This is a genomic window from Pseudomonas sp. S1_E05, from assembly GCF_056337105.1.
Genome location: NZ_JBFRHM010000001.1, coordinates 4,734,738 through 4,753,748, shown reverse-complemented (window position 1 = coordinate 4,753,748; position 19,011 = coordinate 4,734,738). Strand labels below are relative to the sequence as shown.

General features: G+C 60.9%; 13 protein-coding genes and 2 pseudogenes. 2 read left to right on the top strand and 13 right to left on the bottom strand.

The genetic code is table 11. The annotated features are described in order from the left end of the window. Positions 1–104: 104 nt before the first annotated feature. Genes AB4N33_RS21875 through hflK (AB4N33_RS21860) form a run of 4 tightly spaced genes read right to left on the bottom strand, consistent with a single transcriptional unit; the run spans position 105 to position 6,041 of the window. A complete protein-coding gene (locus tag AB4N33_RS21875) occupies positions 105–2,015 on the bottom strand; it encodes a cation-translocating P-type ATPase (protein ID WP_476458230.1) in 1,911 nt (636 codons plus the stop codon). Beyond that, a complete protein-coding gene (gene hflK / locus AB4N33_RS21870; protein ID WP_476458229.1) occupies positions 2,012–3,070 on the bottom strand; it encodes a protease modulator HflK in 1,059 nt (352 codons plus the stop codon). Before hflK (AB4N33_RS21870) ends, AB4N33_RS21875 begins: the two co-directional genes overlap by 4 nt. Further along, complete coding sequence (gene hflC, locus AB4N33_RS21865) at positions 3,067–4,086, bottom strand: protease modulator HflC (RefSeq protein WP_476458228.1); 1,020 nt, start codon at positions 4,084–4,086, stop codon at positions 3,067–3,069. The genes hflK (AB4N33_RS21870) and hflC overlap by 4 nt, the downstream gene beginning before the upstream one ends. Further along, positions 4,083–6,041 (bottom strand): protease modulator HflK, encoded by a 1,959-nt coding sequence (gene hflK, locus AB4N33_RS21860; RefSeq protein ID WP_476458227.1) that lies wholly within the window; start codon positions 6,039–6,041, stop codon positions 4,083–4,085. Before hflK (AB4N33_RS21860) ends, hflC begins: the two co-directional genes overlap by 4 nt. A 206-nt stretch (positions 6,042–6,247) precedes the next feature. Between hflK (AB4N33_RS21860) and lpdA the strand changes: the two genes are divergently transcribed. Next, the gene (gene lpdA, locus AB4N33_RS21855) at positions 6,248–7,648 is read left to right on the top strand and encodes a dihydrolipoyl dehydrogenase (protein ID WP_476458226.1); all 1,401 of its coding nucleotides are present in this window, start codon (positions 6,248–6,250) and stop codon (positions 7,646–7,648) included. A 92-nt stretch (positions 7,649–7,740) separates the two neighbouring features. On the opposite strand, the pseudogene AB4N33_RS21850 reads toward lpdA, so the two are convergent. Continuing rightward, positions 7,741–8,213, bottom strand: a pseudogene (locus AB4N33_RS21850) (Lrp/AsnC family transcriptional regulator). Between the two features lie 142 nt (positions 8,214–8,355). Between AB4N33_RS21850 and AB4N33_RS21845 the strand changes: the two are divergent. Beyond that, a complete protein-coding gene (locus tag AB4N33_RS21845; protein WP_476458225.1) occupies positions 8,356–8,985 on the top strand; it encodes a LysE family translocator in 630 nt (209 codons plus the stop codon). On the opposite strand, the gene AB4N33_RS21840 is transcribed toward AB4N33_RS21845, so the two are convergent. From AB4N33_RS21840 to AB4N33_RS21805, 8 genes and pseudogenes are all read right to left on the bottom strand, one after another. Continuing rightward, positions 8,986–11,106 carry a hypothetical protein gene (locus AB4N33_RS21840; protein WP_476458224.1) on the bottom strand — a complete coding sequence of 707 codons (2,121 nt, stop codon included), beginning with the start codon at positions 11,104–11,106 and terminating at the stop codon, positions 8,986–8,988. After that, positions 11,093–12,290, bottom strand: a pseudogene (locus AB4N33_RS21835) (DUF3142 domain-containing protein). Before AB4N33_RS21835 ends, AB4N33_RS21840 begins: the two are co-directional and overlap by 14 nt. Before the next feature lie 110 nt (positions 12,291–12,400). Further along, complete coding sequence (locus tag AB4N33_RS21830; protein ID WP_476458223.1) at positions 12,401–13,027, bottom strand: glutathione S-transferase family protein; 627 nt, start codon at positions 13,025–13,027, stop codon at positions 12,401–12,403. A gap of 130 nt (positions 13,028–13,157) precedes the next feature. Next, the gene (locus tag AB4N33_RS21825; protein WP_460119533.1) at positions 13,158–14,060 is read right to left on the bottom strand and encodes a LysR family transcriptional regulator; all 903 of its coding nucleotides are present in this window, start codon (positions 14,058–14,060) and stop codon (positions 13,158–13,160) included. Positions 14,061–14,265: 205 nt separating this feature from the next. Further along, positions 14,266–16,098: a glutamine--fructose-6-phosphate transaminase (isomerizing) gene (glmS, locus tag AB4N33_RS21820; RefSeq protein ID WP_460119531.1), complete on the bottom strand. Its 1,833-nt coding sequence runs from the start codon at positions 16,096–16,098 to the stop codon at positions 14,266–14,268. Position 16,099: 1 nt separating this feature from the next. Further along, positions 16,100–16,876, bottom strand: a complete 777-nt coding sequence (locus AB4N33_RS21815) for a DeoR/GlpR family DNA-binding transcription regulator (protein ID WP_460140613.1) — start codon at positions 16,874–16,876, stop codon at positions 16,100–16,102. 225 nt (positions 16,877–17,101) lie between these two features. Next, the gene (gene glmU, locus AB4N33_RS21810; RefSeq protein WP_460119527.1) at positions 17,102–18,469 is read right to left on the bottom strand and encodes a bifunctional UDP-N-acetylglucosamine diphosphorylase/glucosamine-1-phosphate N-acetyltransferase GlmU; all 1,368 of its coding nucleotides are present in this window, start codon (positions 18,467–18,469) and stop codon (positions 17,102–17,104) included. A 114-nt stretch (positions 18,470–18,583) separates the two neighbouring features. After that, positions 18,584–19,009, bottom strand: a complete 426-nt coding sequence (locus AB4N33_RS21805) for a F0F1 ATP synthase subunit epsilon (protein WP_075946957.1) — start codon at positions 19,007–19,009, stop codon at positions 18,584–18,586. Positions 19,010–19,011 lie beyond the last annotated feature (2 nt).

The window sequence follows — 19,011 nt, the reverse complement described above, 5'->3', positions numbered from 1 at the left end:
TTCTATGGCCGTTAGCGCTTCAGCCCGATGTCTTCGAAGAAAACGTGAGTTCTCTTTTCAGAGGACTACAAATACTTCGCGCAGTTCGGAAATATCAATCGTCCTCACGTTTCATCCTTCAGCTTGAGCAACGGTTCTCTGAACCGCAGCAGGCGCCCGGCGTTGCCCAGTACCAGCAAAGTGCTCAGGTTATGCAGCAGCGCAGCGATCATTGCGCCTGCCGCGCCCAGCCAGCCGAACGCCGCGAACGCGACAATCGCCAGCGTCCAGCCCAGACCGATGATCACATTGACCTGAAGCGTGTTCCGGCACTGGCGACTCAGACGTACACAGGTGCCGAGGCGTCGCAAATCACTTCCGATCAGCACGATGTCCGCCGACGCCAAGGCGATGTCCGCCCCGCCCGGCCCCATGGCGACCCCGACTACACCGGCCTTGAGGGCCAACGAATCGTTGATGCCATCTCCAACCACCATCGGTCGAAAACCGCTGTCGATTTCCTTGAGCACCCAATTGAGTTTGTCTTCGGGTAACGCCTGTGCATGGACGTCGTGCAATCCGACGTCTCGGGCCAGGGTCTGCGCCACACTGTGGCGATCTCCGGTGAGCAACAACTGACGGCCCAACCCAAGCTCACGCAATTCACCCAAGGCAAACCTTGCCTCGGGTTTGAGGCTATCGGACAACAACAGCCACGCGAGAAACTCCCCAGCCAGGGCGAGCCCGGCAATCGGCCCATCGTGTTCGGGCACGGCTCTTGTCGCAATGCCCAACTGGGTGAACAACTCGGGCCGACCCAGTGCGGCTTCGCCGTGCTCGGTCATTGCCACAACACCCAGGCCCTGACGCTCGTGAATGTCCGAAAGCAACAGGCACTGTTCCTGGCTGACCAAGCCAGTGAGCGCACGGCTGACCGGGTGGCTGCTGGCGGAACCGAGGCTGGCCGCGAGCCTGAGCACCTGGCTGTGATCCTCCAGCGGGCTGTCGATTGATTGCAGGCGCAGCGTGCCAAAGGTCAGTGTCCCGGTCTTGTCGACCACCAGCGACGTGAGGTCGGCCAGCTCTTCGAGAAAAGCCGAGCTGCGAATGAGGATCCCGTGACGCGCCGCCACCGCGACGCCGGCAATGGCCGTAGCCGGGGCTGACAACACCAGCGCACACGGGCATGCCGCCACCAACACCGCGAGCATCGCCTGGGCATCGTTTGTGACGAACCAGGTCACGGCTGCCAGCAGCAACACCAGCACCATGTAGCTGCCCGCGTAGCGTTCAAGCAGCCGGGTGATCGGCGGCTTGGAGCGCTCGGCACTCTGCATCAGCGCGATGACCTTGCCCAGGGTCGACTCGCTGCCCGTGCGCGTCACTTCAATGCGCAGCAGACCATCGAGGTTAATCGTCCCACCAAACACCGACGAGCCGACACCCGCCTCCACTGGCACCGACTCACCGGTGATCGATGCCGTATCGAGGCTGGCCTGTCCGGATAGCACTCGGCCATCGGCGGGCACTCGATCACCTGCACGAACTTCCACCCAATCCCCGGCCTTGAGCGTGCCGTTGTCCACCTCCAGGATCGAGCCATCAGTCTGCACTTTGCGCGCCTGGCTACGGGTGAGTTTGCCCAAGGCATGGATGGCTTCCTGCGACCCGATCACGCTGCGTTCTTCCAGGACGTGGCCGAAGATCATGATGATGGGCAACAACGCCGCAGTCAGGAGGTCACCGGTTGCCCAAGCGCCGAGCATGGCCAAGGCGATCAACTGATCGGTGATGCCATGCAGACTTGGGTAGCGCAGGCTGTACCATGCCGAACGCATCACGGGCACGGCCACAAGAATCGAAGCGACGCCCAGCAGCAATTGACTGACGCCGATCTGCTGCGGCGAGGCCCAGCGCCAGATCAACCCGAGCGTCAGCAACCCCAGGGCGAGCATGGCGAGCGTGAGTTGGCGGGCGGCGCTGCGTTGCTCGGCTGAAGACAGCAGGATGGGTGCGGCGGTGGTAGAAGCAGTCATTTTGCAGCTCCCTGAAGGATCAGGCGGGAATCGTCCCTCGGATCGACCGTGGTTACTGAACCGGCCTGACCGAGGATTTTCGGCATTCGTTCCCGGTAAATACGCAGCAACATCTGTGGGTCTGTGCCTTGCTGCTGCGCCTTGGCCAGGCCCAGCACCATGGCCGTGTCGGCGGACGCTTTGGCCCGCCGCTCACTCGCCTGGGCATGGGCGACCTGCAAGGTGCGGTCGGCTTGTTCGTTGGCAGTTTGGTTAAGTTTCTCCGCTTCGGTGCGTGCGTTGGCGACCGCCTTATCGGCCTGCTGGCTGGCAGTCAGGACGGCATTGAACGCATTAACCGCCGGGTCCGGCAGGCTCGATTGCACATCGACGCGCGAGATCTCGATGCCCAGGCCCTGCCCTGTCGCGGCCAGTTCCAGCAAGCGTTGATTGATACCTTTCACCAAATCGCCGCGCAGACGCTCACGACGTTCAGCGGCCTGACTGTCGGCACCGATAAGCTCAGGCCTCGCCACCAGGATGGTGTCCAAGTCCCGAGCGGCACTCAGGGCGACCGCGCTGCGGGTCACCAGTCGATCCAGCGCCGGCAGTACATGCTCACCTTGACGCACGAAGTCGAAAGGGTCGGTGACCTTGTAAAACACTCGCACATCCAGCTGCACGACGCCGGCGTCACCGGTGAGTAAATAACCTGACCCAGCTAACGCATCACTGATCGGCGAGGCAAAGGTCGCGGACCGGTCAGCCTGTAATGCAGCGTCGCTGCGCAACAGGTTGGTGACCCGTCGCTCAATTACTCGATCCGCCGCCGGCAGCAGAATCACTTGCTCGAAAGGTCGAGGCCACGCAAGCAACAATCCAGCATTCTGAGTGCGATCCAGAGCACCGAAGTGCAGCACCACCGCACGATCCTGCGGATCGATTTGCCGCACATTCGAAAATGCCCACACCAAGGCCGCCAGCACTGTTACCCCATACAACGCAATAAACGCCAAGCGCCCGGCCTGAATCCAAGGGCTGCTCAACGCATGTGTTCCACGTGGAACCCTACTCATGGCTGAAACCCGGACTTATTATCGAACGTCGTTGGGCCATCCACCAGCACCCGGAATGGCGCAGCATCGGTGCGCAACACCAGCTTGGTTTCCGGGCCAACGATAGTGCCCAAGGTGTCGAGTGATCGCAGCAAGTTGTACAACTGCGGAGAGTCGGCGTAAGCGCGCCCGTAAATCTGCGCAGCTTCGATACGCGACTGCGCCTCGATTTCGGCAGCTTTCACAGTGGCATCTGCCTGGACGATCCGCGCATCCCGTTCGGCAGTGGAGCGGATTTGCGCGGCCTCGCGCCTGCCGATGGCCGTGCGCTCGGTGGCGATTGTTTCACGCTCGGCGCGCATGCGATCGACCGTGGCGGCCAGTGTCACCGAAGGGAGGGTTAACCGCTCGATGCCTACTTGCAGCACGCGCACCCCATAAGTGGCCAATAGTTGCTGATCGATTTGCTGGCGCAGTTGCGCTTCAAAATCAGCGATGTGCACCTGACTGGCATCAGTGTTCACGAGGTTGGCCAGATCGAAACTGCTTGCGGTGGTTTCCAGCGCGGAACCGACAAAGGTGCGAATCTGGCGCGCCGCTTCGTCTGGCTGGTTTTGCACCGCGCGCATGAAGCGCTGCACATTGTCCGGATCCCCTTGAACCTGCCACGCCACGTAAGCCTGAACAATAATGCGCAGGCCATCGCGGGTGCCCACGTCCTGCAAGCCGCTGGAGGTTGTGCGCAAACGCAGATCGACGGGGATCGCGGCCTCGAACGGTGCCGGCCAACGCCAGCTCAGGCCGGGGGCCAACAGCACCCGGGACGGATTGCCAAAGCGGGTGATCACCGTGGCCTCGCCGGCACGGACCTGCACCAGGCTCGCCGCTGCGATGGCAAAGGCCACCAGCAGCACCGCCCAGCTCATGCGTCGCCAGGGAAAGGGGCCGGCCTCTTGAGAGTCGCCATGATGATGGTGGTGCCCGTGGTGGTGCCCGCCATGGCCGTGATCATGATCGTGAGTGTGTGACTGGCTCAATGGGCAGCTCCTGGTTGAGCGGTTTTACGCGAGGGGGTGGGATCGCCTGGCGAGGTGAACGTGCGTAGGTCGATGGTCGGCGCGTTGCCGCTGCCGCCCAGGCGATGGTCGATGACCAGAAGCTTGGCGCCGGCCAGGGCTCGGGAAAGCTGACTCAGATATTGCTCTTGCACGAATGCTTGGCCAGCGCTGGCATAGGCTTTTTGCTCGGCGGAGAACTTGAGGTTCGTCGCCTGCGCCGCTGCGTAGGTTTCCCGTGCGCTCGCGCTCGCCTGGTCGTAGGCGACGCTGGCCTGCAACTGCGCTTGGTTGGTCGTTTCGGCCGCGGCACCACGCTCGCGTGATATCAATGCCTGAGCGGCGATCTGCGCTGCCTGCACACCGTGATAGGCATTGGCCGCGCCCGCCGGTGGGTGAATGGCCTCCACCACCGTGGCGAGAATTTCCACGCCGCTGTCGAGCGATGTCAGGTCGGCTTGCACGGCGCGGCCAATGTCTTCAGCGAGCCCTACCCTGTCCTCTCCCAGCAACCCGTCGAGCGTGCGCGAGGAAAAATCGTGAACCAGGATCCGACTCGCAGTGCTGCGGATGAGTGTCGGCACATCGGCGCTGTTGTACGTCGCGGCCAATGCTGCTTGATCGGTCAAACCGACGCGGTAGACGAACCGCACATCCATGTTAACGATCTGAAAGCTCTGTTTGTCTGCACGACTGCTGGCGATGACTTGGGATTTGTCATTGGCGTGGCTGGCATCCCACAAGCGATTGGCCACGTCCGGTGCCGGGCCTTCCGCCGGCTGCACAGCAACAGGCGTCGCCACTTCTCCGACATTTGCGGCCAACTCATGAACCACGCCATTCTCGACACTCAGCACGCGGCCAAACGGCCAGGGCAGACCGGCATGCAGCCCCGGGCCGAACACCGCCACCGGCTTGCCGAAACGTTCGTAGATGCCCCGCTCCTGCAAGGCGATTTCATGAACACCGGTGAGCGCCCACCCGACCACGACTACCACTGCCAACACCGGTATCAAGGCGCGGCGCATGTAACTGAACGCCCAAATTTGCCGCAGGTCGATGCCGAAGCGGTTGTGCAATTCGTGCTGCAACGCCAGCAAGGGTTGTGGCGGCCAGCGCAGCAGATCAGCAACGAAGCTTCTGGCCAGCAGCGGCGGCTCCAGCTGTTCGGGGCGCGGGGTGAACAAGGACAGCAAGGCGCGCAGTAGCAGTTCGGCGGCGACCAGCCCCGGCAGCAGGCCGATCAACACCGCCAGCCGTGCTGGCCACACCGCTTCGCTGCTGGCGAACAACAGGCACAACGCGCTCAGCACCAGGCTGACGATGGCCACGCGCGCCAATTGAGCCAATGCACCGGCCTCAGGCCACAGGGCAACCGATTGCTGGGCCAATTGACGCTCCAGCACCAGCAAGCCGAACGCCAGCAACAGCGACGCCGCTGCGCCGACATTCGCTGAAAAACCCAACGCCGCAGCGGGCAGGGACAGGTTCCAGACCTGGTCGATACCCAGCAGTGCCAACAAGGCCCAGCCAGCGAGCCACAACGTCGGCGTGCCAATGTTGCTCAATAGTTGTTTGCTGCGTTGGCTGATGCGCTCCAGCAGTCGTTCATACCAACCCACTGCGGGCTCAACGACCTCGGCGGCCGCCACGGTCTCCGAAGGGTTCATCGCCCTGGCGCGCCACTTCGCCACCGACCCCGCCGATTGCATGCCCGCCATCACCACCAGCAAGCTGGCGCACTGATTGACCAGCAGCGCCGGCCATAGCGACTGCGGCGCAAACAGCGCGACGAAAAAAGCCAGCACCAACCCCACACCAGCGAGCGCGCCAAGGCCGATCACCCACCAGCTTAGACGCCGACTCTGGAAGGCCGCTTGCTGGAAGCGTGGCAACCCGGCGATCGCGGCGCCGTCACTCTCAAGATCGACTTGCATAACACCCCGGCATCTTTGCCCGAATCACATTTCGTTACGATATAACGAATGGCGTGAATATTTCGTATGGAACCTACTATCTAAAAGCGCGGAAGCTGTCGCGTTGCTGAAGCCTTGACCGAATGCCTTCGAAGCGCACATATTACGGTCATAATTTTTCTCCAGTTTACGTTGAGCAATTCCTTAACTCATCCAGGAGTACAGCCATGAGCAACTATGACGTCGTGATTCTGGGCGGCGGCCCCGGTGGTTATAACGCAGCGATCCGCGCCGGCCAGTTGGGCCTCAAGGCCGCCTGCGTCGAAGGGCGCGCCACCCTCGGCGGCACCTGCCTGAACGTCGGTTGCATGCCCTCCAAGGCACTGCTGCACGCGTCCGAGCTGTACGAGGCGGCCATGGGTGCGGAATTTGCCCAGTTGGGCATCGAGGTCAAACCCACGCTCAACCTTGCGCAAATGATGAAACAGAAGGATGAAAGCGTTACAGGCCTGACCAAGGGCATCGAGTTTCTCTTCCGTAAAAACAAGGTCGACTGGATCAAAGGCTGGGGCCATATCGACGGCCCGGGCAATGTCACGGTAACGGACAGCGCCGGCCGCAAAACCGAGTTGAGCGCCAAGGACATTATTATCGCCACCGGTTCCGAACCCACTCCCCTGCCCGGGGTCGACATCGACAATCAACGCATCCTCGATTCCACCGGCGCGCTGTCACTCGCCGAGGTACCCCGGCACCTGGTGGTGATCGGTGCCGGGGTCATCGGTCTTGAGCTGGGTTCGGTGTGGCGGCGCCTGGGCGCCAAAGTCACCGTCGTCGAGTATCTCGACCGGATCTGCCCCGGTGCGGACGCAGAAGCAGGCAAGGCTTTGCAACGCTCGTTGAGCAAACAAGGCATCAGCTTCAAGTTGGGTTCAAAAGTCACTCGTGCCACGTCTTCGGCAGACGGCGTCCAGCTCAGCATCGAGCCAGCCGCCGGCGGCGAGGCCGAGGCACTGGAAGCCGACTACGTGCTGGTCGCCATCGGACGCAGGCCTTATACCCAAGGTCTGGGTCTGGAGAACGTTGGCCTCGCCACGGACAAACGCGGCATGCTCGCCAACAAGGGCCATCGCACCGAAGCCCCTGGCGTGTGGGTCATTGGCGACGTGACGTCCGGGCCGATGCTTGCGCACAAGGCTGAAGATGAAGCCATGGCCTGCGTCGAACAGATCGTCGGCAAAGCTGGCGAAGTCAATTACGACCTGATCCCCAATGTCATCTACACCCGCCCGGAGCTGGCCAGCGTCGGCAAGACCGAGGAGCAACTGAAGGCGGAAGGTCGTGCCTACAAGGTTGGAAAATTCCCGTTCACCGCCAACAGCCGGGCGAAAATCAACCACGAGACCGAGGGCTTCGCCAAAGTGCTCGCCGATGAGCGTACAGATGAAGTGCTGGGGGTGCATCTGGTCGGTCCAAGCGTCAGCGAGATGATTGGCGAATACTGCGTGGCGATGGAGTTCAGCGCCTCAGCCGAAGACATTGCACTGACCTGTCATCCACACCCGACCCGCTCCGAGGCGCTGCGTCAGGCGGCGATGGATGTGGAGGGGATGGCAACGCAGATGTAGGGCTTGGAATTGAGTTACCCCCATCGCGGGCAAGCCCGCTCCTACGGGACTTGTGTACACCCGGGCTTGCCCGCGACGGGGTGCAACTTGGTTCAAAGCGGCAAATGTTCCAAAGGTAAAGCCCCGGGGCTTTCACCGTATGAATGGCAAAATTACTGCGGATGTCGCTCACGCCTGGCAATTTCAGCAAGCGCCCGGTGAGAAACCGGTCGTAGGCGCGCAGGTCCGGCACCACTACTTGCAGCAGGAAATCCGATTCTCCCGAGACCAGAAAGGCCGAAATCACCTCCGGCAATGCCGTCACCGCCGAGCGGAAGGCCTCGGCTTGCTCATCGTTATGGCGCTCGACCTTAACCCCGACAAACACTGTCAACCCCAGACCGATCTCGTCACGATCGAGATTGGCCTGATAGCCGCGAATCACTCCGGCCTCTTCGAGCATCCGCACCCGCCGAAGACAAGGCGATGCCGAAAGGCCAATCTCGTCAGCCAATTGCACGTTACTCAAGCGACCGTCCCGTTGCAGAGCCGCCAGAATTTTTCGGTCGTAGGCATCCAGTTTCATTATTGATAGATCTTGATGGTCAAACGAATATGTGTAGCAGATTATGCCAATCCATGACGCTGTAGAAGCAAACTACGCAAGCACCTGCCCCGCCCTTCAGCTCTAGACTGGCTTCAACAAATCGAACGCATTGGGGTGCAACATGGCGGGACTATGGCTTTTTTTCATGGCGTTGGCGGTCGTCTACCTGTTGCCGGGGCCTGACATGATCCTGCTGTTGCAGACGGGCGCACGTCAGGGCAAAGGCTTGGCACTGGCCACCGCAGTGGGATTGGCGATCGCTCGAGGCTGTCACGTGGCCTTGGCAGCGCTGGGTCTGGCGGCGTTGTTCAAGGCAGCGCCCTGGACCTTCGATGCAGTGCGCCTGGCCGGGGCAGCGTACTTGCTGTGGATTGGCATCCAATGCCTGCGCTCCACGATGCTGCCCGACTTGAGCGGCAATCGTACAGGCCACGCAAAACCCCACTGGCGCCAGGCGATTCAACGTGGATTGCTGACCAACCTGCTCAACCCCAAGGCCTTGCTGTTTTGCTCGGTGCTATTGCCCCAGTTCATCGACCCGCGCGCGGGATCGGTGCTGACGCAGTTTGCGACATTGGGTGTTGTGCTCGTCAGCGTGGGGCTGCTCTTCGACAGCGCCTACGCCTTGGCTGGCGCGGCACTGGGTCGTTGGCTGCAACGCAGTCCTTCGGCCCAGCGCCTCCAGCAATGGTTGTTTGGCAGTCTGCTGATTGGCTTCGCAGTGCGCCTGACTTTCGTTCAGCAGGTCTGACTACTGACGAGCCCTGCGCTTGCGACGATTGATCAACACCAGTGCAACCGCTGTAAACGCCACGACCCCCGCTGCCTCCAACCACTTTTTATAAGGCCGCAGGGTCGCCCGCAACGGGCTCAACGCCTGAGTAACGTAACGCTTGTCGGCGTCCTGGAAGTTTGGATAAGGGCAGCGTTCACCGAAGAAGACTGCCCAATCCACATAGGGACCTTCCTTGACGTAACGCTGATAGAACGCCGTTTTCTCTGCCTGGCCAGGATTCCAGCCCGTCGCCGCACACAGCACCGCCGCGAAGGCCTGGCTGGTATGGGGTAAATGATCGGCAGCCTGGCTGGCCAAGGCGTTGGCGACATAACGGTAGTGATAACGCTGATCAGGTTGCGCCGTGCTGACCTGCTGACGTTTGACCTCTTCTTCCGCCACCAGCGGGCCGACCTTGAGCTCGGTGCTTTCCAGACTGTAGTTGCCGCCGAAAGTGGCGTAATCCGGTGACATCTCGTAACCGAGTAACTCCATGCCGTCGAATCGGGCCAGCGTCGCGGCATTGAAGTAAGCGAAGGCACGCTTGCTTGGCCACCATTTCGATTCAGCGTCCTGGCGCAATTGCCCATACCACCTGGCTTTTTTCTGGAGCGTATCGCTGTCGAAATACATCACCGCTTCGTCGTAACGCTCCTCACGCAGCAAGCGGCGCCCGAGCAGATTGCGCAACTTCGCAGCCACCGATAACGGCACGTAGTTATCGCGATCCTCCTGGGTCAGCGCGGGGGGCGCAGGTACCTGTGCATCGACGTACTGCTTGAGCTCATCGACGGTCAACACGCGCTCGGCTACGGTCGCGGCGTCGAACCAGTAAATGTCCTTGCTGCGATAAAGCTGATCGAACGCCTGCAGGTAATCACCACGTTGCAACGCCAGGATCGCGCTCTCACCTTCGACCCGACACTTGGGCTGCAACGTTTCGAAGGCCCAGTCCGGAGTACGCCGCTCGCCCCAGGACTCGTTTTGCGGAAATGCCTGGGCCGCTTTGGCATAGGCTGCGGCGGCAGCGACCTTGTCACCGTCGCGCATCGCCAGCTTGGCGCGCAACCACCAAGCCAAACCACCGTCGCCGGCGTGCTCGAGGAAGGTCCTGGCGCTGGCGTAGTCGCCCTGTTGATAATTCATTGCTGCCAGCCGATCAGCGTTCTCCAGGCTGCCGCGCGTGCTGGCCTGGAGTAATTTGATCATTTTTTGCTCAGCAGGTGGTTGATCACCAAATGACCAGTTCAATCGGCTGATCAAGGAAGCCGTGATCAGTTGCTGCACCGGTTTGCCTTCAAGCAACGCGTTGAGCTGTGCCTCGGGCATCGCCACCAGATCAGCCACCAGCAACTTCAGCGAGGTGTACCCGACCCCGGAACCGTGACGATTTTGTGCGGCGTAGAGTTCGATGGCACTGTTCCAGTCGCCGGCCGTGCGCGCTACGCGAGCTTCTTCGCCAAGGCTGGCAACCCCCAGTTCCAACGGGTCACTGAACCCGTCGATACTCAGTTGCCGAGCCTGCTCGAAGGCCTGACGTGCCTGCGCCAGCAGGTCAGCGGCTGCGTCAGCGTCGGCACTCATGGCGAACAGTGCCCGGCCCAGCGAATAAGCGGCCCAGGTGCTGCGCAATCCGCGTTGATCGGCGGGCAACGCCAACACGTTGCGGAAGTAATCGACGGCCAATCCATGATCGCCCGTGTTGAACGCCACGGCGCCTGCCGTATAGAGCACCAGTTCCCTTGGCAGGCTCGCCCCTTGGGTTTCAACCTGACGGGCATCGGTCAAACCGCGCAGGCGTTTAACCAGTTCCTGCTGTTGCGCCGTTAAACCGTCCTGTTCGGCGTATTCACGCTGCTCGCTGTATTCGGCCGGGTCGCCGCTGTGCAGGGTATCGTTGACCACTTTCAGGCCCGCAATCGCCTGGCCCAGGCGGCTGACCTCGAAACGGAAATTACCTTCGGGCAACTCCGCCAGCGACTGGCCACGGTTGTCGAGCAAGCGCATGGGGAAGTCCGGCCCGCAGGCCAACGCCGACCCCAGTGGCAAACTCAGGCTCAGGCAGAGCACATGACGGGGCCAGTTACGGGTGAACATTCGAACCTCCTTGATCAATATGGGTGCAGCGCGCCCAACCGATTGCACGCTGCCCGCCGGCTGGCAATCGTCCGTCGCGCAGGCGGGTGAAGGTAAGCACATCCGGGGTTTGTTGCAACGCGTAACCGGCCAGGGCGTCGGCAGCCTCACAACCCTGCACCGCCAGAGTCAGCCGCTCGGGCCAGGCGCTGTCGAGGTTGCCTTCGTTGCTGACACTGACGTCATAAAGGCCATCCTGGTTCGCGAGTTTCAACATCACGCGGCTGTCGAGGGGATCGCCACGCGCTACAGCGCCCAGCGTGGCGAGGCTCCACGCTCGGCGGTCGCTGGCCAATGGCAGGCGGAACCAGATCAAGCCCGCCAGATGGGCCGGCGGGTCGTTGCGAAGCTTCAGGGCAAGCGTGCGCAGTTGTTGAGGATCGGCGAGCAATTCACGACGCTCGCCGCTGCTTTCGACCGGTACTTCGCTTTCCACCACGGGCGCACTGCTCACACCGGGCAACAGCGCCACACCGTAAGCCGGCAATGCCAGGTAAAAATCCCGCGGGGTGATGCGACTCCAGGCTTTGGCCCACTTTTTGCGCCTGGCCCGGGTCGAACAGGCCCCGGCGTGGATCGCTCACCGCGTGCACCTGCAACACGCTGCTATCGACTGTGGATAACAAGGCCGGCAGTTCAGGACTGTCGAGCCACGCGGGCAAGGCAGTGATGCTCAACTTCAGAGAAATGGGCAGGGACGCGCGCAGGTCGGTGAGAAACTTGCGATACGCCGCAAGCCGGGCAATCCCGGCGTCGTGATCGATCTCCACTCCGGCGAGCACCAGGCCCTGGCCTTGCCAATCGCTGAGCATCTGCTGAATCCGTGCAGTGATTTCTTTCTGATCCAGCGACGCAAGCTGGTCATCCAGACGAACCACCGCAATCAACGGTCGGCCATCTCGCTTGAGCAGCGCCGCATCAATGCGCGCCCGACTCCATCCGGCACGGGGAAAAGCCTGCAAGGCGAGAATCCTGAGCGTCGAGAAGTCCGCGCGGCTGTCATCGAGCGCAGCTTCGTGGGACGGCGTCCATTGCCGCTGCCAGACATAAACTTGCTGATCGAGCGGCGCACTGTCCTGCCGCTCGCAACCATTGAGCAGCACCAGCGCTGTCAGCAGGACCGTCAGTCGAGCAATGAAAAACATGAAACATCCTTTGGAACGGCTCAAGCCAGCGTCCAACAGATGCTACAGGGCAAACACCAAAGGCCGCGAGCCCCTGTTCGAAGCTCGCAGCCTTTCCAACCTTGCCGCTATCAGGCGGTTTTTTGCAAACCTGCGACGGTGCGCGGCATGCCGACAAAACCCGGCAAGGCCTCAACCCGCGCCAGCCAGGCACGCACGTTGGCATAGTCATCAAGCGAGACATTGCCTTCCGGTGCATGGGCGATATAGCTGTAGGCGGCAACGTCGGCGATGGTTGGCTCGTCAACCACCAGATAAGCCGATTGCTCCAGCGCCTCGTCGATCAGCTTGAGCCAGACGTGGGCAAAGGCGATGGTTTCTTCGGCGTTATAAGGAGCACCAAATACGGTGATCAAGCGTGCCCGACCCGGGCCAAAAGCAATCGGCCCAGCCGCCACGGATAACCAACGCTGCACCTTCGCCGCGCCGACCGGATCGGTGGGCAGCCAGCGGCCATTACCGTATTTTTGCGCCAGATAAACCAGGATTGCGTTGGAATCGGCGAGCACCACGCCCTCGTCATCAATGGCAGGTACTTGTCCGAACGGGTTAACCGCCAGGAAGTCCGGCTGCTTGTGGGCACCCTTGGCCAGGTCGACAAAGATCAGCTCGGTCGGCAACTGCAACAGGGACAACATCAGTTCCACGCGATGGGCATGGCCGGAACGAGGGAAGTTGTAGAGTTTGATCGCTTGCATGGTCGACTCCGCTATCGAGTGGCGCCGTTCAGGAGTGATCAGCACCGATGGACGCTATCTTCCACCCCCAGCCAAAACAACAGAATAACCAGCAAACGCAATCAATTATTTCATCCGTCGCAATAAACCCTCAGCGTTTCAACGCCGGGTGTTCGCGCAACGTTTTAACGGTGAAGTCCACAAAGCTGCGGATCCGCGCTGGTGCATTACGTCCGCCCTGATACACGACATGGATCGGCAAGGGCGGCAGTTCGAACTCGGCGAGAACAATCTCAAGCTCTCCCGAGGCAACCTGGTTGGCTATCTGGTACGACAATACGCGGGTGAAGCCCAAACCAAGGCTGGCGGCGCGAATGGCGGCCTGATTCGAGGTCACGACCAAGCGAGGCTCAGTCCGGACGCTGAGCGATTCCCCAGCCTCATGAAATGGCCAGCTCCGCTGCTGGCCGATGGAGGATGTGCCAATCACCGGCGCACGCATCAGGTCCTGGGGATGTTGAGGTCGGCCGTTGGCCTGTAAAAATGACGGCGACGCGCAAACAACGCGACGCACTTCACCCACACGGATCGCGTGCTGGTTGCTGTCGGGCAACTCACCGATACGCACGGCCACGTCCACGCCCTCCTCAACCATGCTCACGACACGATCGACGATCAGACCATTGATGATCACCTCGGGAAACTGGGCCAGATAAGCCACCATCACCGGGGTGACGAACAGCTCGCCAAACAGCACTGGAGCGGTGATCGTCAGTTGCCCACGGGGTTCTGCGTGGCTGCCCGCCGCCGAATCCTCAGCTTCCTGCACCTCGGCGAGGATTCGCCGGCAATCGTCGAGATACCGCTGGCCGGCTTCGCTCAGATGTACGCTGCGGGTCGTGCGCGTCAACAGCGAGGTACCGATGCGTTTTTCCAGCGCGGCCACCGCGCGAGTCACGCTGGCTGCCGACATCCCAAGGCGACGCGCCGCCGCCGAGAACCCCTGTTCTTGGGCGACCACCGAAAAGACCTGCATTTCCTGAAATCGGTCCACTGGGTATTCCTTGATCAATAAAACGACGGTGGCGCGTGGCACCAGATGGAAAACAGACCCTAAGCGATTATTTCTTCCGGCGTCGAGCTTGCGCGGTAGGGGAATCAGTTGCAGGCCATGGTCTGTTACTTGCGCATCTGAATGCTGGAGCCGGAAAAAACAAACCCCCGCGATTGCGGGGGTCTGCGTCGGACCTGTGGATAACTTATTCCACCGTCACCGACTTCGCCAAATTGCGCGGCTGATCGACGTCAGTGCCCTTGAGCACGGCGACGTAGTACGACAGCAACTGCAACGGGATGGTGTAGAGGATCGGCGAGAGGATGTCGTGGATGTGCGGCATGTGCACAACATGGGTGCCTTCGCCGTTGGTCATGCCGGCCTTCTCGTCGGCGAACACGATCAACTGGCCGCCACGGGCACGGACTTCCTGCAGATTGGACTTCAGCTTCTCCAGCAGCTCGTTGTTCGGCGCAACGGTGACCACCGGCATGTCGTTATCCACAAGCGCCAGCGGGCCGTGCTTCAGTTCGCCGGCCGGGTAGGCTTCAGCGTGGATGTAGGAGATTTCCTTGAGCTTGAGCGCCCCTTCCATGGCCACTGGGAACTGCGCGCCGCGGCCCAGGAACAATGTGTGGTTCTTCTCGGCGAACAGTTCGGCGATTTTCTCGACGGTGCTGTCCATGGCCAGTGCTTCGCCCAGACGGGTTGGCAGACGACGCAGCTCTTCGACCAGGGTGGCTTCAACGCCCTGTGCCAACGTACCGCGCACCTGGCCCAGGGACAGGGTCAGCAGCAGCAAGCCAACCAATTGGGTGGTGAATGCCTTAGTCGAGGCGACGCCGATTTCACGACCGGCCTGGGTCAGCAGGGTCAGGTCGGATTCACGCACCAGCGAGCTGATGCCGACGTTGCAGATGGCCAGGCTGGCGAGGAAGCCCAATTCCTTGGCGTTGCGTAGCGCGGCCAGGGTGTCGGCGGTTTCGCCGGACTGGGAGATGGTCACGAAAAGCGTATCGGGTTGCACCACCACCTTGCGGTAGCGGAATTCGCTGGCCACTTCGACCTGGCACGGAATACCGGCCAGTTCTTCCAACCAGTAACGGGCAACCATGCCGGCATGGTAGCTGGTGCCGCAAGCGACGATCTGTACGTTGCGCACTTTGGCGAACAGCTCGGCGGCCTGTGGACCGAACGCCTGGACGAGCACACCAGTCGGGCTGAGTCGGCCTTCGAGGGTGCGCTGCACAACGGCCGGTTGCTCGTGAATTTCCTTGAGCATGAAGTGGCGGAATTCACCCTTGTCCGCCGCTTCGGCACCGTCGCGGTACTGCACGGTTTCGCGCTCGACGGCTTGGCCGTTGATGTCCCAGATCTGCACGCTGTCGCGGCGGATTTCGGCGATATCGCCCTCTTCCAGGTACATGAAACGGTCGGTGACCTGACGCAGGGCTAACTGGTCGGAGGCGAGGAAATTCTCGCCCAGGCCCAGACCGATCACCAATGGGCTGCCACTGCGGGCGGCAACCAGTCGATCCGGTTGCGCAGCGCTGATGACGGACAGGCCATAGGCACCGTGCAGTTCTTTGACGGTGGCCTTCAGCGCCACAGTGAGGTCGCCCAGATCCTTGAGTTTGTGGTTGAGCAGGTGGGCGATGACCTCGGTGTCAGTGTCCGAAGTGAAGACGTAGCCCAGGGCCTTGAGTTGTTCACGCAGGGCTTCATGGTTCTCGATGATGCCGTTGTGCACCACTGCCAGATCGCCGGAGAAATGCGGGTGAGCGTTACGTTCGCACGGCGCGCCGTGGGTCGCCCAGCGGGTGTGGGCAATACCGAGACGGCCGATCAGCGGCTCGGCGTCCAGCGCTGCCTCCAGCTCGCTGACCTTGCCCGGACGACGCATGCGCTCGAGCTTGCCGTCGTTGGTCAGCACCGCTACACCGGCGCTGTCATAGCCACGGTATTCAAGGCGTTTGAGGCCTTCGAGCAGGATGGCTGTGATATTACGTTCTGCGACTGCGCCGACAATTCCACACATGCTATTTCTCCTGACTGACAGCCGCGCAAATCAAATTGATGCCGCGGGCCTGAATCTGATCGCGTGCTTCATTTGGAAGGCGATCATCGGTAATTAGGGTATGGACACTGCTCCAGGGCAGTTCCAGGTTGGGGATCTTGCGCCCGATCTTGTCGGCCTCGACCATCACGATCACTTCGCGAGCGACCTCTGCCATGACACGGCTAAGTCCCAGCAATTCATTGAACGTGGTAGTGCCACGGACCAGATCGATGCCGTCGGCACCGATGAACAACTGGTCGAAATCGTAGGAGCGTAGTACCTGCTCGGCAACCTGCCCCTGGAACGATTCGGAATGTGGGTCCCAGGTGCCACCGGTCATCAACAGCACCGGCTCATGTTCGAGTTCACTCAGGGCGTTGGCGACGTGCAGGGAATTGGTCATCACAACCAGGCCGGGTTGCTGGCCGAGTTCGGGAATCATCGCAGCCGTGGTGCTGCCGCTGTCGATGATGATCCTCGCGTGTTCGCGGATCCGCGTGACCGCCGCGCGGGCAATAGCCTGTTTATAAGCGGAGACAGATTGGCTGATATCGGCCACCAGCTCTTGAGGCATGGTGATCGCCCCACCGTAACGGCGTAGCAGCAGACCATTGCTTTCGAGTGCAGCGAGATCCTTACGGATCGTAACTTCCGAGGTTTCGAAACGTTTTGCCAACTCGTCCACGCTGACTTCACCCTGCTCATTGAGCAAAGCAAGAATGTTATGGCGGCGCTGAGGCGTGTTGCGTTTCGACATGACTAGGTAAGTTTCGATTCGAAAGATAACGGAAGCAATCAAAACCTATTGGCGAAACTTCGTCAAGCGGGGACGATAAAAAAGGTCTGTGGATAAAAGAAGAAATCTGTAGGAGCGAGCTTGCTCGCGATAGCGGTGTGTCAGTCACATTGATATCAACTGTTACACCGCAATCGCGAGCAAGCTCGCTCCTACAGATCACATTTGCCCTGAATTGTGGATAACTCAGCCTTTCTTGACCTTCTCCGGCCGCTTCCAGCCGTCGATGTTCTTCTGACGAGCACGACCGACCGCCAACTGGGCTTTATCCACATTCTGAGTGATGGTCGAGCCCGCCGCAGTGGTCGCACCACTGGAGATATCCACAGGCGCCACCAGCGAGTTGTTGGAGCCGATGAACACGTCCTCGCCCAGCACGGTTTTCCACTTGTTCACGCCGTCATAGTTGCAGGTGATGGTGCCCGCGCCGATGTTGGTGCGCGCACCGATCTCGGCGTCACCGAGGTAAGACAGGTGACCGGCTTTTGCGCCTTCGCCCAGATGGGCATTCTTCAGCTCGACAAAGTTACCCACATGGGCGCGAGCCTCCAGAACGGAGCCTGGACGCAGGCGGGCGAATGGCCCGGCATCGCTGCCTTCGCCGAGCACCGCTCCTTCGATGTGGCTGTTGGCCTTGATTACCACGCCCTTGCGCAGGGTGCTGTCCTTGATCACGCAATTGGGCCCGATGACCACGTCGTCTTCGATGACCACCTTGCCTTCGAGGATGACGTTGATGTCGATCAGCACATCGCGCCCGACGGTGACCTCACCGCGCACATCGAAACGAGCCGGATCACGCAGCGTCACGCCCTGCGCCATCAGACGGCGACCGGCACGCAGCTGGTAATGGCGCTCCAGTTCGGAAAGCTGCTTGCGATCGTTGGCGCCCTGCACTTCCATGGCGTCGTGCGGTTGTTCGGTGGCGACCACCAGGCCATCGTTGACGGCCATGGCAATCACGTCGGTCAGGTAGTACTCGCCCTGGGCGTTGTTATTGGAGAGTCGGCTCATCCAGCCGCTCATCTGCGCGAACGGCAGCGCGAGAATGCCGGTGTTGCCTTCGGTGATCGCCCGCTGCGCTTCGTTGGCATCTTTTTGCTCAACGATGGCGGTAACCTTGCCGTCGGCATCACGCACGATACGGCCGTAACCGGTCGGGTCGTCGAGTTCGACAGTCAGCAGACCCAACTGCTGTGGAGCGACTTGCTTGAGCAGGCGCTGCAGGGTATCCACTTCGATCAACGGCACATCGCCGTAGAGAATCAGTACGGTGTCGGACTCGATGTACGGCACGGCTTGAGCAACCGCGTGACCGGTACCCAGTTGTTTGTCCTGCAGTACGAAATTCAGGTCATCCGCCGCCAGACGCTCACGCACGGCATCCGCACCGTGGCCAATGACCACGTGAATGCGCTGTGGATCAAGTTGCCTTGCGCTGTGGATAACATGGCCAAGCATCGAATTGCCGGCAATCGGGTGCAGGACCTTGGGCAGCGCCGAGCGCATGCGAGTGCCCTGGCCAGCGGCGAGGATTACGATTTCAAGTGACATGACTGGCTACCAATCCTGGGTGGTCAGCGGCTGCGACCAAGTGATGAACATCGGAAAAGAAAAAAGGGTAGCCGAGGCTACCCTTTTTAATCAATCGCGCAACAAGAAGACCTGTTAGTGGCCGAACTTCTTGCGGATCTGCTGGACGGTGCGCAGCTGAGCTGCAGCCTCGGCCAGACGTGCGGAAGCAGAACCGTAATCGAATTCCGCGCCCCGCTCATGCAGGGCTTTCTCGGCAGCCTTGACGGCTTCCTGAGCGGAGGCTTCGTCCAGGTCGGCAGCACGTTGCACGGTGTCGGCAAGAACCTTGACCATGTTCGGCTGAACCTCGAGGAAACCACCGGAGATGTAATACACCTCCTCTTCCCCGCCCTGCTTGACCAGTCGGATCGGACCTGGCTTCAGATTAGTGATCAGCGGCGCGTGCCCCAGGGCGATACCAAGATCACCCAGTGCACCGTGCGCAATCACCATCTCGACCAGACCGGAAAAGATTTCTCCTTCCGCGCTGACGATATCGCAATGGACTGTCATAGCCATCT